Origin of the sequence: Microbispora sp. H10885 (genome assembly GCF_014161415.1) — a bacterium.
GTDB classification, from domain to species: Bacteria; Actinomycetota; Actinomycetes; order Streptosporangiales; family Streptosporangiaceae; genus Microbispora; species Microbispora triticiradicis.
The window spans coordinates 54,300-68,967 of record NZ_JABBWY010000013.1 but is presented as its reverse complement, the minus strand read 5'-3'; the positions used below and the strand labels follow the sequence as shown (position 1 = coordinate 68,967).

Here is a 14,668-nt window from a genome sequence, read left to right as displayed (position 1 = left end):
CGGCAAGCCTCTCCGGACCGTCGCGCCCCCAGGACGGCCGAAGCGCGTTCTGGGGACAGCCGTCCCCTGTGGACAACCCGGCAGCCGGAAAACCGTTGGCGCCGGGCCGGGCACTCGGCCTACGCTCGGCGCCATGTCTCTGCCCCGGATCTCTTAGCTCGGACACCCGCTTCCACGCCACCCGTGTGTCCTTGAGCTTCTCCGGAGCGTCAACAAATGATCACCCTTCGCGGTGTCGACGTGCGCGTCGGCGCCCGTCTCCTGCTGTCGGACGTCAGCGCCCACGTCGCCCCCGGCGACCACGTCGGCCTGGTCGGCCGCAACGGCGCGGGCAAGACCACCCTGCTGAAGACCCTGGCCGGCGAACTGCAGCCGGTCGCGGGCACCATCACCCGGACCGGGGAGGTCGGCTATCTCCCGCAGGATCCCGCGACCGCCGATCCGTCCCTCTCCGTCGCCGCCCGCATCCTGTCGGCCCGCGGCCTCGACGAGGCCGAGCGCGCGCTGCGCGCCGCCGGGGCGGCCATGGCCGACCCCGCCGACCAGAAGCGGGCGATGCGGCGGTACGTCCGGGCCGAGGCGGAGTTCGAGGCCCGCGGCGGATACGCCGCGCAGGCCGAGGCCGCCCGCATCGCCGCCGGGCTCGGCCTGCCCGACCGGGTCATGACCCAGCCGGTCGGCACCCTGTCCGGCGGGCAGCGCCGCCGCGTCGAACTCGCCCGCACCCTGTTCGCCGGGCAGGACACGCTGCTGCTCGACGAGCCCACCAACCACCTGGACGCCGACTCCGTGGCCTGGCTGCGGTCGTTCCTCGCGAGCCGGACCGGCGGGCTGGTCCTGATCAGCCATGACACCGCGCTGCTCGACGACACCGTGAACAGGATCTGGCGCCTCGACGCCGACCGGGCCACGCTGGAGGTGCACAACACCGGCTGGCGCACCTATCTGGCCGACCGTGACGCCGCCGAGCGCGGGCGCGCCCGGCAGCGGGCGGTCGCAGAACGCAAGGCCGCCGCGCTGCACGCCCAGGCCGACAGGATGCGTGCCGGCAAGTCGACGGCCGTGCGGGCCAAGGAGATGGCGCGCCGGGCCGACCGCATGCTGGCCGCGGTGGAGCCGCTCCGCCGCGCCGAGAAGGTCGCGCGCATCCGGCTGCCCGAGCCCGCCCCTTGCGGCCGCACCCCGCTCGGCGCGATCAGCCTGGCCAAGGCGTACGGCGACCTGCGGGTGCTGACCGGCGTGGACCTGGCCGTGGACCGGGGCAGCCGGCTCGTCGTCCTCGGTCTCAACGGCGCGGGCAAGACCACGCTGCTGAAAATCCTGGCCGGGCGGGAACGCCCCGACTCAGGCCGCGTGGTGCACGGGCCCGGTCTGCGGCTGGGCTACTTCGCGCAGGAGCACGACACCCTCGACCCGGCGCGCACCGTCGCCCAGAACCTCGCCGCCGCCGCGCCGCACCTGGGCGACGGCGAGGTGCGCCGGATCCTCGGCTCGTTCCTGTTCGCGGGGGATGACGCGGGTAAGCCCGCGGGCGTGCTGTCCGGCGGCGAGAAGACCCGTCTGGCGCTCGCCACCCTGGTCAGCTCGCAGGCCAACGTGCTGCTGCTCGACGAGCCCACCAACAACCTCGACCCGGCGTCACGGGACGAGGTGCTGGCGGCTGTCGCCTCCTACCAGGGCGCCGTCGTGATGGTGACCCACGACGAGAAGGCCGTGGAGGCCCTGCGTCCCGACCGCGTCCTGCTGCTGCCCGACGGGGCCGAGGACATGTGGAACGCCGGCTACGCCGGTCTCGTGTCCCTGGCCTGACCTCCCGGCGCCCGACCTCCTGATGCCTGGTCTTCCGGTGCGGGCGCCGGCGCGAGCCGGAGGCGGACGAGCATGGCGGCGCCGGCGACGGCGCCCGGCATCGCGACCACGCTCACGAGCGGCACCATGAACGAGAGGAAGAGCGGCACGCCGAACCCGAGCGTGACCGGCAGGTTCGCGCGGAGCAGGGCGAAGCGCTCCTTGCGCCGCAGGCCCCGCCGCTCCATGGCGAGGGCGGTCAGCTCGACCGTGAGGAAGAACCCGGAGACGAACGCGCCGACCACGGGCACCACGGTCTGGCCCACGACCGGCACGAACCCGAGCACGAACAGCGGCACCGTGAACAGCAGGACGTACCACAGCGTCACGAGGCTGTCGCGGACCGACCGGAACAGCGACGACCAGAAGGGCAGGTCGCCGCCGGGAAGCCCGCCCAGGTCCTCCTCGACCTTCTCCGAGAGCTTCTCGTAGAACGGGTCGCCGATCACGAGGGTGACGGCGGTGAAGGTCAGCACGGAGAGCGCGAGCCCCACCACGAAGATCATGAAGCCGACCAGCGCGCGGAACGTGTCCCGCCAGCCCCAGTTGTCAGCGAACGGCGTCACCCAGGCCGCGACGTCGGTGGCGTGCGTGCCCAGCCACACCAGCGCCACGATGTAGAGCGCGAGCGCGATCAGGGCCGGGATCAGCCCGAACAACCACCAGCCGGGATGCCGGGCCACCCATCCGAGCCCACGGAAGCAGAAGCCGATCCCGTCGGCGAAACCGCCGACGCCACGCCGCCCGGCGGGCCGCTCGTTGCCACTCATGGCGGGCAGGCTAGCGCCAAAGGCTCGTCACCGGCACGCCGAGATCGGCGAGCAGGCGGCGGATCAGCGGAAGCGAGATGCCGAGCACGTTGCCGTGGTCGCCCTCGATGCCCTCCACGAACCAGCCGCCCAGGCCGTCGAGGGTGAACGCCCCCGCCACCCGCAGCGGCTCACCGCTCGCGACGTACGTGCCGATCTCCTCGTCCGACGGCGTGCCGAACCGCACCACGGTCGCGGCCACCTCGGACCGCGTGCGTCCCGCGGCCACGTCCTTGACGCAGTGGCCGGTCAGCAGCCGGCCGGTCCTGCCCCGCATCATGTGCCAGCGGCGCACCGCCTCCTCCGGCGTCCCCGGCTTGCCGTACGCGACGCCGTCGAGTTCGAGCACCGAGTCGCAACCGATCACGATGCCGTCGCCGAGGGTCAGCGACACCGCGACGGCCTTGGCCACGGCCAGCTTCAGGCAGAGCTCCTCGGGAGTGGCGGCCGTGATCGCGTCCTCGTCGACCCCGCTGACGATGACCTTCGGGTCCAGTCCGGCCGCCCTCAGCACACCGAGGCGGGCGGGCGAGGCCGAGGCGAGCACCAGTTCCGTCACACGACGAAGCCTAGTCGCTTCTACTATGTCTGACGTTTACCGATCACATGCGGGGGATGCCGGTGTCAAAAGCCACGGTCAAAGAGCGTGCGCGCTACTGGTTCGACAACACCATGTCCAAGGGCACGACCGCCCTCATCGGCTGGCTGGCCCTGGTGTCGCTGGCGCTCATCGTGGTGGTCAGCGCGCTGACGATGTGGCTCGTCCCCGACGAGGCGCTCCGGCACGACGGCTGGCCCGGGGTGCTGTGGCTGTCGCTCATGCACGCCCTCAGCCCGGGCAAGATCGCCGGAGACGCCGGCACGGCGCCCTTCCTCGCGATCATGCTGGGCGCGTCCCTCGGCGGCATCTTCATCGTGAGCATCCTCGTGGGCGTGCTCTCCGCCGGTCTGCGCGGCAAGATCGAGGAGCTGCGCAAGGGCCGCTCCCGTGTGATCGAGAGCGGCCACACCGTCATCCTCGGCTGGTCCGAGCAGCTCTACACGATCGTCTCCGAACTCACGAAGGCGCACGCCAGCCAGCGCGGCTCGGTCATCGCGATCCTGGCCGACAGGGACAAGCCGGCCATGGAGGACGCGATCCGGGCCCGGGTGGGCGACACGGGCAGGACGCGCCTGGTGTGCCGCACCGGCCGGCCCACCGAGCCGGCCGACCTCGACCTGCTGAGCCTGAGCAGCGCGCGAACGATCGTGGTGCTGTCCCCCGAGACGGAAGACCCGGACGCGCACGTCATCAAGACCCTGCTCGCGCTGGCCAAGCGGGCGGGCGAGCATCCTCCGGTGGTCGCCGCCATCGCCTCCTCGCGCAACATGGCCGCCGCCCGGCTGGCCGGAGGGCCCGGCGTCCACCTGGTCGACAGCGACGACATCGCCGCGCGGCTGATCGTGCAGTCGTCCCGGCAGTCCGGCGTGTCCGTCGTCTGCATGGATCTGCTGAACTTCGACGGCGGTGAGATCTACCTGCGCCGCGATCCCGCCCTCGCCGGCCGGTCGTACGGCCAGGCCCTCGACGCGTACGCGACCGCGACCGTCCTCGGCCTGCGCGCGCCCGGCGGTGTGGTGCTCAACCCGCCGCCGGACACGGTGATCGGGACGTCCGACGAGATCGTCGTGCTCGCCCAGGACGACTCGCTCATCCGCCTGGCGAACGGAACGGCTCCCGCGGACGAACGGCACATCGTCCCCGCGACGGCCCCGGAGCCGGCCCCCGAGCGGACGCTGATGCTCGGCTGGAACGGCCGGGCCGAGCGGATCATCCGCTACCTGGACGGCTACGTGACCCGCGGGTCGGTGCTCGACGTCGCCGGCGACCATCCGGGCGCCGGCGCCGGCCTGGCGGACCTGCGCAACCTCACGGTGAACGTCAAGGAGTGCGACGGCACCGACAGGTACGCCCTGGAGTCCCTCGGCGTCGGTGTCTACCAGCACGTCATCGTGCTCTCCGACGACCGGTACGAGCCCCGCCACGCCGACAACCGGACGCTGATGACGCTGCTGCAGCTGCGCGACATGCAGGCGACCCTCGGGGAGAAGTACTCGATCGTGAGCGAGATGCACGACGAGAACAACCGGGCGCTCGCCGAGGTCACCGAGGCCGACGACATCGTGATCAGCGACACCGTCATCGGCCTGCTGCTCGCTCAGCTCGCCGAGAACCCGCACCTCGCCGAGGTCTTCGGCTACCTCTTCGACGCCGCGGGCTCGGAGGTCTATCCCCGGCCCGTGGAGGACTACGTGACGACCGGCCGGCCCGTCGCCTTCCGCACGATCGTGGAGTCGGCCCTGCGCCGTGGCGAGACCGCGATCGGTTATCGCATGGCGGCGAAGTCCGGGGAGCCGCCCCACTACGGCGTCGTGCTCAACCCGGACCGGTCCCGGGCGGTGACGTTCACCCCGGGTGACTCCGTGATCGTCCTCGCCGAATGCTGAGCCCGGCCGTCCCCACCGCTCACTCGCCGAGGCCCGCGCGGCGGGCGCGCACCACGGCCTGCGCCCGGTCGGCCACCTGAAGCTTGGCGAAGACGGACGTCAGGTGGTTCTTCACGGTCTTCTGACTGAGGAACAGGGCGCGGGCGATCTCCGCGTTCGACTTGCCGGACGCGAGCAGGTCGAGAACACCGCGTTCCCTGGCGGTCAGCTCGGGAAAGGGCGTGACATCCGGGCCGGACGCCAGGAACCTGCGGATGCGCCGGGCCACGGCGGGGCCGTACACGGCCTCCCCCCGGGCGACGGACCGCACGGCGGCGATGAACTCCGCCCCGCCCGTGCCCTTCAGGACGTAGCCGCGCGCGCCCGCCCGCAGGGCGGCGAACACCGACGCGTCGTCCTCGCTCATCGTCAGCACGAGCACGCCGAGGGCGGGCTCGCGGCCGATCAGCCGGCGGGTGGCCTCGATCCCCGAGGTGCCCGGCATCACCAGGTCCATCACGACCACGTCGGGGCGCAGCGACAGGGCGAGGGCGACGGCCTCCTCGCCGTCCCCCGCTTCGCCCACCACCTCGGCGCCGCCGACCTGTTCCAGCAGCGTCCGCAGGCCGTGCCGCAGCAGCGGGTGGTCGTCCACCAGCAGGACGCGTATCGGCTCGGCGGTCTCCGGATCGGCCTCGGAGTTCATCACAGCGGCAGCACCGCCTCCACTGTCGTGCCCGCCCCGGAGGCGGACGTCCTGCGCAGCACACCGCCGAGTTCCACGGCGCGCTCTCTCATGCTGCCCGACCCCACGCCCTCGACGAGCGGTTCGGGCAGCCCCCGGCCGTCGTCACGGACCCGCAGGAGCAGCCCGCCCCGCTCGATCCGCGCGACGATCTCGATGGTCCGGGCCTGCGCGTGCCGCAGTGCGTTGGCCAGCGCCTCCTGGGCGATGCGGTAGGCCGCCACCTCGACGGCGGCGCGCAGCTCGGGAAGCGGCTCCGGCACCCGGACCCTGACCGCGGGGCCGCCCTGCGCGGTCTCCTCCGTCTCCAGGGCCAGGTCCTCCAGGGCTCCGGCCAGCCCGAGCTCGTCGAGCGCCGGCGGGCGCAGGTCGTGGACGATTCTCCGCACGTCCCCGACGAGCCCCCGGACGAGCTGCCCGACCTCCGCCAGCGACGACCGCACGGCCGGCGACACCCCCGCGGCGGTGGCCTCTATCACGTCGAGCCGTACGCCGATGGCGGCCAGGCCGGGCCCGAGACCGTCGTGGAGGTCACGGCGGAGCCTGCGCCGTTCCTCCTCCCTGGCGATGACCAGCCGCTCCCGCGACGCCTGCACCTCCCTGGCGAGCCGAACGGCCGCGAGGGCGACCGCGAGCTGGCGGGCGAGGTCGTCGAGCACCGCCAGGTCCGCCGCCGACAGGGCCTCGCCCGGCGACCGGGGAGCCGCGCGCAGCTCCCCCTCCACGCGTCCGCCCACCACGAGCGGCAGCCGTGCGCCGTCGCCGGGCACACCGCCCTCCGCGCAGACCGGTGTGCCGTCGGCGGCGAGCACGGCGACCGCGGGCAGCCGCAGGGTGTGGGCCACGGTCTCCGCCGCCCGTTCGAGCAGCCGCGTCGGGTCGGCCGACGACTCGAGGCGCTGGCCGAGCAGGGACAGCGCGGCCGCGGGGTCGCCCCGGTTGCCGAACAGCAGACGGCCGACGGCCCGCTGCGCGGCGTCCCGCGCGGGTGCGAACGCCACCGCGACGACGGCGGTGGCGGCCAGCGGCTCGACCACCCCGGTCCCGGCCCGCAGGAGTGTGCCGATCGTGGCCACGGTGACCAGGTAGGCCCCCAGCAGCGTGACCGTGACCAGCGCGTACACGACGGTGCGCCGGATCAGCACCTCGATGTCGAACAACCGGTAGCGGAAGATCGAGACCGCCGTGGCCGCGGGGAACAGCGGCAGCGCCACGGCCAGCAGCCACACGCCCACGGGGGGATCGGGCGGCAGCAGCGTGTCGGCGGCCACCGCGAGCCCCACCGCGACGACGGCCGCGAACACCGGCAGGAGACGTCGCCTGTCGTCGGATCGGGTGACCCGTGTGGCCAGCGCCGCCATCCCCGACGCGGCCAGCCCGAGCGCCACCACGCCGAACGCGAGCTCCGCCACGGGCTTCGTGGGGACGAACCCGAACGAGCTGGGCACTTCCCGCCCCCAGACCCAGATGCGGTCCCGGAGCATGAGCATGACCTGGAGCACCGTCATCCCGGCGACGGCCGCGACCAGGACCGGTCGCCAGCGCGGCGACGGCAGCCGTCCGTCGGGCAGCAGCATGGGCAGCAGCAGGAGCGGCCCGAAGCCGGTGAAGAACACCCAGTTCGTCACCCACGCGGCTGCCAGGGCGCCGGGCAGCCCGTGCGGCTGGGCGTACGCGGCGTATCCCCCGGAAAGCGCCTGGAGGGCCAGCCCGGCGCCACTGAGACAGAACAGCCGGCCGACGGGATGCCGCCGCCACCGCGAGAGGATCAGCACGCCCACCGCCGGGCAGGTCAGGCCGGCGACCGCGTCGAGCACCAGATAGGTGGTGTCCGGCGCGGGCGCGGCCGCGGTCAGCGCGACGCCGGCGACGACGGCCGCCCCGCAGAGGACAGGAATCGCCCAGAGCCCTCGGGGCCACGCACCGCTTCGCATCAGGACATCATTGGACATTACGCGCACGGAGGGGAATGGGACCCGGGTCCCGTCCCATCCGGGACCCACCCAGGTCCGTCGCACGGGACGGAACGGGACCTCACCCTCAGGCGGGCGGGACCGCCGGGACGCTGGAATCGGCCCATGCGAACGAACACGTCAACCGTCATCGGCACCGGCACCGGCACCGGCACCGAGACCGCCGCTCCCGCCGCCCGCGAGCCGCGGCTCGGGGTCTACGGCGTCACCCTGGCCGCCCTCGTGCTGCCCGTCGTCGCCCTCGCCGTCTCGCAGGGCGCCGACCTCGACCGGATCGGCGACGCCCCCGTCGGGACCCAGATCGCCATGTACGGCCAGGCGTTCATGCCCGCGCTCGCCGCGCTCGTCGCGTGCCTGGCCGCCGGGGGTGTCCGCGCCGTGGACTGGGGTTTCCACCGGGTTCCCTGGCGCACGCTCGCCACCGCCTGGGCCGTTCCCGTCCTCGGCGTCGGCCTCGCGTACGGCACGGCCTGGCTGACCGGCGCCGCCCGCTTCGACCCGGGCAACCTCGCCGCGTCCACCGGGCTGCATCCGGCACTCGGCGTGCTGCTCGGCCTCGTTCCCGGTGTGGTGCCGTTCGTCGTCCTGGCGCTCGGCGAGCAGCTCGGCTGGAGCTCCCTGCTGGTCATGAGGCTCGCCGCGCGCAGGAGCCCGGCCACGACGGCGGTGATCCTCGGCCTGGCCTGGGCCGCGTTCCACTACCCGCTGATGCTGTTCGTGCCGGGGGCGGTGGAAGAGGGCGTGGCGGTGCCGTACGCGATGCTGATGTTCACGCTCCAGACGGTCACGCTGGCCTTCCCGCTCGTGTGGCTGCGGCTGCGCACCCGGAGCATCTGGCCCGTCCTGGTGTGCCACGCCACGGTGAACGCGTCGCTGTACTTCGTGGCCGAGGCGATGACCTCGACGCACGACAGGTCGGCCTGGATGGTCGGCGAGGGCGGCGCTCTCACCACGGCCGGGCTGGCGGTGGCCGTGCTCCTGACCGGCCGCCTGTGGCGGCGCCCGCGCTCCCGCTGAGTCAGAGCGCCTTCACGGAGGACATCACGGCGTTGATGTCGCGCCAGCGCTTCTTCTGGCTGTCGGGGATCGTGACGAACACGACGGCGGGCTTCCTGTCCGGGACGTCCACGAGGGCCAGCGCCGCCGCGGAGGTCCGCTTCTTGCCCTTCACCGTGTAGTGCACGGTGTAGCCCAGCAGCCAGCCCTTCCGCTTGCCCGCCTTCATCGGCTGGGAGGCCGTCCAGGTGATCGTCGCGCCGGACGGATGGTGGTTGAGCGTCCACCGCGCGGCCAGGAAGGCGGTGTCGCGCAGCGTCTCCTGCTGCGGGATCGGCACCGGGCAGGAGACCAGCAGGCCCCGGTACGACATGCCCTTGACCTTCGGCAGCACCTGCCGGGAGGCGAACGGGCTCGCCTTGGCGAGCGTCCACGACTTGGTGAAGCGCGGCAGGGCGACGCCGGAACGCCGGTCCTTGACCAGGCCGCGGATGTGAGCCGGATGACCGTGCAGGCGGCGCAGCTTGCGCTCGTTCGCCGGCAGCGTGGGCACCCGGGGATCGTGCAGGGCCGCCGCCATCGCGGTGTCGATCGGGCCGGACGAGGGCTCCGGGCTCACACTGGTCTGCGGGCTGACGCTGAGTGAACTGGCACTGGGCAGCGGGCTCAGGCCGGGCGTGGCCACCGCGCCGGTCGCCGCGCCGGTCGCCGCGCTGGTCGCCGTGCCGATCGCGGCGCCGCTTGCCACCGCCGCCTGCTGAGTGACTCCCTGGGCGGCCGGGGCGCGTACGGCGGCCGGGGCGGGCGTGCCCCGGCCGAGCACCGCGAAGGCGACGCTCGCGCCCAGGATGCCGACCCCCGCGGCCACGGCGACCGCCCGGTAGACCACCCGCATCGGCAGGTCCCCGAGGCTCTTTCCGGAGTTCGTCGCCGGCGCCGGCGGCGGGACCGTGATCTTCGGCAGTGGCGTGGTCTCGGCCTCGGCCGCTATGTAGGAGGGCACGGCCTTCGTCCCATAGTCCCCAGGTGACACGATCGGGAGCGTACGGCATATCCCGGTTTTTCGGGTGCCTTCCCCATCACACTTCGGGAACGCCCGCCCGCAGCCAGGGGGCGTCCGCGACGACCGTCGCCGAGCCGGGTTCGATCTCCGTGAACCCGGCGTCCCGGACCACCGGCAGGCCGCTCCCGGCCAGCGCGTCCCACCGGTCCGGGCCCGCCGTGCGGACGCGTACGGCGAAGCCGCGGCCGCGCCAGGCGGCCCTGTCCGCCTCGCCCGCGCCCCACCACGCGAACTGCGCGCCGTGGCCCACCTGGGCCATCGCCTTGCCCGCCGTCATCGTCAGCCGGGGGTTGACCCAGAGCACCACGTCATCGGGGCCCGGCTCCGGCGGAACGGCGTCGTCCGCCAGATCGGTGCCCGACACCTGGAGCCGGGCGAGGTCACGCGGCCAGTCGTCCAGCGGCACCGGCGGATGCACCCGCACCTCGGCCGTGCGCACCGTGACGGTGATCCCGGGCAGGGCGAGCGCCCGCCGCCACTCGGCCCCGCGGGCCCGCCTGACCACCTTCCTGATCCGGCCGTCCTGCCACTCGGCGATCTCCTCGCCCCACTCGTCCGCGTTCTCCGCGTTCTCCGCGTTCTCCGCGTTCTCCGCGTTCTCCGCGTGGTCGAGCAGTCGCGGCACGGCGATCGCCGCCGCCTCCAGCGCGTCGGTGCGGCGCGGCGGCGCCGCCCGCTCGATGCGTACGACCAGGGGAAGAACGCGCTCGGTCACCCGACAAGGATCGCAGCTTCGCGCTGGTCCCGGACACGCGTGACGACACGGGACGACATGAGCGCCGCGAACAGGCACAGAACCCCCGCGCCGTACCACGCCAGGTCGTAGTTGCCCAGGTGGTCGCGGGTGACGCCGGCCACGGTGGCGACGACGGCCGCGCCGACCTGGTGGGAGGCGAAGACCCAGCCGAACACCACCGCGCCGTCCGCGCCGAAGATCTTGCGGCACAGGGCGACGGTCGGCGGCACGGTGGCCACCCAGTCGAGGCCGTAGAACACGATGAACACCAGCATGCTCGGCTCGGTCGTGGCGGCGAACAGCTGCGGCAGCACCAGCAGCGACAGCCCGCGCAGGCCGTAGTAGACGACGAGCAGGAGCCGCGCGTCCACGCGGTCGCTCAGCCACCCGGAGAAGATCGTGCCGGCGATGTCGAACACCCCGATGACGGCCAGCAGAGAGGCCGCGACGGTCTCGGGCATGCCGTGGTCGTGGGCGGCCGGGATGAAGTGGGTGCCGACCAGGCCGTTGGTGCTCGCGCCGCAGATGGCGAAGCCCCCGGCGAGATACCAGAAGTACCGGGTGCGCGCCGCGTCCCGCAGCACCCGTACGGCCCGCGCGGCGGCGCCCCCTCCCGGCGTACGGACGACCGGCGCGTCGGCCCCCAGCGCGGTCAGGCCTATCTCCTCGGGGGTGTCCCTCAGCAGGAACCACACGAGGGGGACGACGGCGAGCGCGGCTCCGGCCACCGTGAGCGAGGCCGGGCGCCAGCCCTGCGCCTCCACGAGGTGGGCGAGCAGCGGGAGGAAGACCAGTTGCCCCGTGGCGCCGCCGGCCGTGAGCACGCCCGTGACCAGGCCGCGGTGCCGGACGAACCAGCGGTCGGTCAGCGTGGCGGCGAAGACGAGCGCCATCGAGCCGGTGCCCGCCCCGACCAGGACGCCCCAGAGCGCGACGAGCTGCCAGCTCGCGGTCATGAACACGGTGAGGCCGCTGCCGACGGCCACCAGAAGCAGGGCGCAGGCGACCACCCGGCGCATGCCGAAGCGGTCCATCAGGGCCGCGGCGAACGGCGCGCACAGCCCGTAGAGCATGAGGTTGACCGACACCGCCAGCGAGATGGTGCCCCTCGTCCAGCCGAACTCGTCCTGCAACGGCATGATCAGCACGCCGGGCGTCGCCCGGAAGCCGGCCGCCCCGATGATCGCGACGAAGGCGACGGCGGCCACTGTCCAGGCACGGTGTAGCGACTTCATGACGAGCATCCTCCCGTCGCGCCCCTGGGGGGAGACAGTGGCCGGGAGGTCAACCTGTGAAAGAATCCGGCCATGCTTCCGGCCATGCTTCCCACCGTGCACCCCGCCCCGCACCGGGTCGCCGTGCTGGCCCTGGACCACTTCGCGTCACTCGACCTGGGCATCCCCGGGCAGGTTTTCCTGGCCGCCCGCAACCGCGGGGCACTGTACGAGGTCGTCACCTGCAGCCCGGGAGGCCGCCCGGTGCGGACCCGGGCGGGCTACCGCGTCCTGCCCGACCACGACCTGGACGTGCTCGCCACGGCGCACACGGTGGTGGTGCCGGGCATATACGACGGGCGCGCGCTGACGGACGGCACGCTCGACGAGGAGGTGCGCGAGGCGCTGCGGGCGGCCGCCCCGCGGGCCCGGCTGATCTCGATCTGCACCGGCGCCTTCGTGCTCGCCGCCGCCGGTCTGCTGGACGGGCGGCCCGCGACGACCCACTGGCGCAACGCCGCGGCCTTCCGCGCCCTCTTCCCCCGCGTACGGCTCGACCCGGACGTGCTCTTCATCGACGACGGCGACGTGCTGACCTCGGCCGGGGTGGCGGCGGGCATCGACCTGTGCCTGCACGTGGTCCGGCGCGACCACGGCACCGAGGTGGCCAACCGCACCGCCCGCCGGTGCGTGACGCCGCCGTTCCGCGAGGGCGGCCAGGCCCAGTACATCGAGCGGCCGCTGCCCGACCCGGCGGGGACGACCACCGCCCCCACCCGGACCTGGATGCTGGAACACCTGGAGGAACCGGTCAACCTGACGGCCCTGGCCGCGCACGCCCGCATGAGCGTGCGGACCTTCACCCGGAGGTTCCGGGAGGAGACCGGCCTCAGCCCGGCCAGGTGGCTCGCCGGGCAGCGAGTCGCGCACGCCCGGCGTCTGCTGGAGACCACCGACCTGCCGGTGGACGCGATCGCCAGGAAGGCGGGGTTCGGCAGCGCGGTCTCGCTCCGGCAGCACCTGAACGCCGCCGTCGGGGTGTCCCCACTCGCCTACCGGCAGACGTTCCGCACCCCCGCGCTCTCCTGACGGGCGACCGGCGGCCGGTCAGCGGCGGCCGCCCGCGACCGGCCTCCGCCGGCCGTAGGCGTCGTCCGACCGGCGTCCCGGCGCGCGGCGCACCTGGGTCTGCTCCTGCTGCCGCTGGTCCGAGCGCCGCTTGCGCATGAAGAGCCAGCCGAGGCCGAGCACGACCATCCCGATCGGCGTACGGGCCAGCCAGCGGGTGACGACGAGCTGAAGGATTCTCTTCATGGCACTCGCCCCTACCCGGCAGGCGTGTGATCATGTGCCCGCCGTTCAGGAAGCCAGCTGCGGATACAGGCCGGCCACGTCGCCGGACAGCATGGCCCGCACCTGGCGGCTCGTGTCGTCGGCGACCACCTCGAAGCGCCCCTGCTCGATCCCCTGCAGGGCCTGGGCGGCGACCTCCGCCGGGTCGATCTTCGGGCCGTCGACGTGGGCGGCCATGTCGGTGTCCATGTATCCGACGTGCAGCGCCGTGACGAGTGTGCCCTGCTCCTTCAGTTCGAGGCGGAGGCTGTTGGTGAGCTGCAGCGCGGCGGCCTTGGCCGCGGAGTAGCCGGCCACCTGCGGTGCGGTGAACCACGACAGCACCGACAGCACGTTGAGGATCGCGCCGCCACCGCCCCGGCCCAGGACCGGGGCGAACTCACGAGCCATGGCGAGCGTGCCGAAGTAGTGCGTCTCCATCTCCAGGCGGATGTCGTCGAGCGTACCGGCGAGGAAGGACGAGCCCGTGGAGATCCCCGCGTTGTTGATCAGCAGGTTCACGTCGCGGGCCCGCTCGGCGGCGGCCCGGACGGACGCGGGGTCGGTGATGTCCAGGGCGAGCGGCACCACGCCCGGCAGGTCGACCGTCTCCGGCCTGCGCGCCGCCGCGTACACCTTGGCGGCGCCACGGTCCAGCAGCGCGGCCGCGAAGCGCCGTCCCAGCCCGCGGTTCGCGCCCGTGACCAGCGCGACCGATCCTTCGATCCTCATCGTGTCTCCATCCGTCGACGTCCTGGCGTCCACGGTAGAAAGCTGACTTTAAAATTGCAAGTGAGCTTTCCCGGGCTAGCCTGGATCCCACCGGCGACGAGTGAGCGAGGCGTGCGATGACGACCACCGAACTCCCCGACTCGATGACGTGCTCCATCGAGCGGGCGGTGACCCTCCTCGGAGAGCGGTGGACGCCGTTGATCCTGCGCGAGCTGCACACGGGAGTCGTCCGCTTCGCCGACATCCAGCAGCGCCTGGGGATCGCCACGAATCTGCTGACCACCCGGCTGGCGACGCTCACCGGTGCGGGCGTCGTCGAGAAGCGGCCCTACCGCGACACCGGAGCCCGCACCCGGTACGAGTACCACCTGACCGATTCGGGCCGCGACGCACTCGTGATCCTCGGAGCGCTGCAGCAGTGGGGGGACCGTCACGTGCCCCGGCTCGCGGGACCGACGTTCGAACGCCGCGATCGGCGGACCGGGGCGCGGCTGGACGTGTCCTTCACCGACCCCGAGGGGCACACCGTCCCGCTGGACGCGGTCGCCTTCGTACGCACGGGCCACTGACCGGCCGGAACGCCGAGAGCCGCCCTCCGGACGGAGGACGGCTCCTGAGATGATTCGGCGACGGTGGAGCTATGGGGACTCGAACCCCAGACCCCTTCCATGCCATGGAAGTGCGCTACCAGCTGCGCTATAGCCCCTTGCCACGCCGCGTCGGCGGCGCCCCGCCAGTGTATAGGACTTCGGCG

At 73.3% G+C, this 14,668-nt stretch carries 14 protein-coding genes and 1 tRNA gene; 5 read left to right on the top strand and 10 right to left on the bottom strand.

Annotation, left to right across the window (positions count from 1 at the left end):
* Nucleotides 1–216 precede the first annotated feature (216 nt).
* On the top strand, nt 217–1,809 hold the full coding sequence (locus tag HHX37_RS30375; protein ID WP_182887639.1) for an ABC-F family ATP-binding cassette domain-containing protein: 1,593 nt from the start codon (nt 217–219) through the stop codon (nt 1,807–1,809).
* Here the strand turns inward: HHX37_RS30375 and HHX37_RS30370 are convergent.
* Together HHX37_RS30370 and HHX37_RS30365 are read right to left on the bottom strand one after the other, a co-directional pair.
* Nucleotides 1,782–2,618 carry an EI24 domain-containing protein gene (locus HHX37_RS30370; RefSeq protein WP_182887638.1) on the bottom strand — a complete coding sequence of 279 codons (837 nt, stop codon included), beginning with the start codon at nt 2,616–2,618 and terminating at the stop codon, nt 1,782–1,784. The genes HHX37_RS30375 and HHX37_RS30370 overlap by 28 nt on opposite strands.
* 10 nt (nt 2,619–2,628) lie before the next feature.
* The gene (locus HHX37_RS30365; protein WP_111697921.1) at nt 2,629–3,216 is read right to left on the bottom strand and encodes a Maf family protein; all 588 of its coding nucleotides are present in this window, start codon (nt 3,214–3,216) and stop codon (nt 2,629–2,631) included.
* Between the two features lie 62 nt (nt 3,217–3,278).
* Here HHX37_RS30365 and HHX37_RS30360 point away from each other — a divergent pair, with 62 nt between their 5' ends.
* On the top strand, nt 3,279–5,144 hold the full coding sequence (locus tag HHX37_RS30360; RefSeq protein WP_182887637.1) for a CASTOR/POLLUX-related putative ion channel: 1,866 nt from the start codon (nt 3,279–3,281) through the stop codon (nt 5,142–5,144).
* Nucleotides 5,145–5,163: 19 nt separating this feature from the next.
* Here the strand turns inward: HHX37_RS30360 and HHX37_RS30355 are convergent, their stop codons facing one another.
* The gene (locus HHX37_RS30355) at nt 5,164–5,829 is read right to left on the bottom strand and encodes a response regulator transcription factor (protein ID WP_182887713.1); all 666 of its coding nucleotides are present in this window, start codon (nt 5,827–5,829) and stop codon (nt 5,164–5,166) included.
* Complete coding sequence (locus tag HHX37_RS30350; RefSeq protein ID WP_182887636.1) at nt 5,829–7,802, bottom strand: sensor histidine kinase; 1,974 nt, start codon at nt 7,800–7,802, stop codon at nt 5,829–5,831. The genes HHX37_RS30355 and HHX37_RS30350 overlap by 1 nt, the downstream gene beginning before the upstream one ends.
* A 144-nt stretch (nt 7,803–7,946) precedes the next feature.
* Between HHX37_RS30350 and HHX37_RS30345 the strand changes: the two genes are divergently transcribed.
* Complete coding sequence (locus HHX37_RS30345) at nt 7,947–8,858, top strand: CPBP family intramembrane glutamic endopeptidase (protein WP_182887635.1); 912 nt, start codon at nt 7,947–7,949, stop codon at nt 8,856–8,858.
* A gap of 1 nt (nt 8,859) precedes the next feature.
* On the opposite strand, the gene HHX37_RS30340 is transcribed toward HHX37_RS30345, so the two are convergent.
* From HHX37_RS30340 to HHX37_RS30330, 3 genes are read right to left on the bottom strand one after another with little or no spacing between them, the layout of a single operon-like run.
* Nucleotides 8,860–9,870 (bottom strand): hypothetical protein, encoded by a 1,011-nt coding sequence (locus HHX37_RS30340; RefSeq protein ID WP_182882962.1) that lies wholly within the window; start codon nt 9,868–9,870, stop codon nt 8,860–8,862.
* A gap of 46 nt (nt 9,871–9,916) precedes the next feature.
* Nucleotides 9,917–10,615 carry a peptidyl-tRNA hydrolase gene (locus HHX37_RS30335; protein WP_310740603.1) on the bottom strand — a complete coding sequence of 233 codons (699 nt, stop codon included), beginning with the start codon at nt 10,613–10,615 and terminating at the stop codon, nt 9,917–9,919.
* The gene (locus tag HHX37_RS30330) at nt 10,612–11,871 is read right to left on the bottom strand and encodes an MFS transporter (protein WP_220503279.1); all 1,260 of its coding nucleotides are present in this window, start codon (nt 11,869–11,871) and stop codon (nt 10,612–10,614) included. The genes HHX37_RS30335 and HHX37_RS30330 overlap by 4 nt, the downstream gene beginning before the upstream one ends.
* Before the next feature lie 84 nt (nt 11,872–11,955).
* Between HHX37_RS30330 and HHX37_RS30325 the strand changes: the two genes are divergently transcribed.
* Nucleotides 11,956–12,939 carry a GlxA family transcriptional regulator gene (locus HHX37_RS30325; protein WP_182882965.1) on the top strand — a complete coding sequence of 328 codons (984 nt, stop codon included), beginning with the start codon at nt 11,956–11,958 and terminating at the stop codon, nt 12,937–12,939.
* Between the two features lie 18 nt (nt 12,940–12,957).
* Here HHX37_RS30325 and HHX37_RS30320 read toward each other — a convergent pair whose 3' ends face one another.
* Nucleotides 12,958–13,164, bottom strand: a complete 207-nt coding sequence (locus HHX37_RS30320; RefSeq protein WP_182882966.1) for a DUF6203 family protein — start codon at nt 13,162–13,164, stop codon at nt 12,958–12,960.
* 45 nt (nt 13,165–13,209) lie between these two features.
* The gene (locus HHX37_RS30315; RefSeq protein WP_182887632.1) at nt 13,210–13,914 is read right to left on the bottom strand and encodes an SDR family oxidoreductase; all 705 of its coding nucleotides are present in this window, start codon (nt 13,912–13,914) and stop codon (nt 13,210–13,212) included.
* Between the two features lie 116 nt (nt 13,915–14,030).
* Between HHX37_RS30315 and HHX37_RS30310 the strand changes: the two genes are divergently transcribed.
* Nucleotides 14,031–14,483 (top strand): winged helix-turn-helix transcriptional regulator, encoded by a 453-nt coding sequence (locus tag HHX37_RS30310; RefSeq protein WP_182887631.1) that lies wholly within the window; start codon nt 14,031–14,033, stop codon nt 14,481–14,483.
* A 64-nt stretch (nt 14,484–14,547) separates the two neighbouring features.
* Here HHX37_RS30310 and HHX37_RS30305 read toward each other — a convergent pair.
* Nucleotides 14,548–14,620 (bottom strand) — tRNA-Ala (locus HHX37_RS30305).
* Nucleotides 14,621–14,668 lie beyond the last annotated feature (48 nt).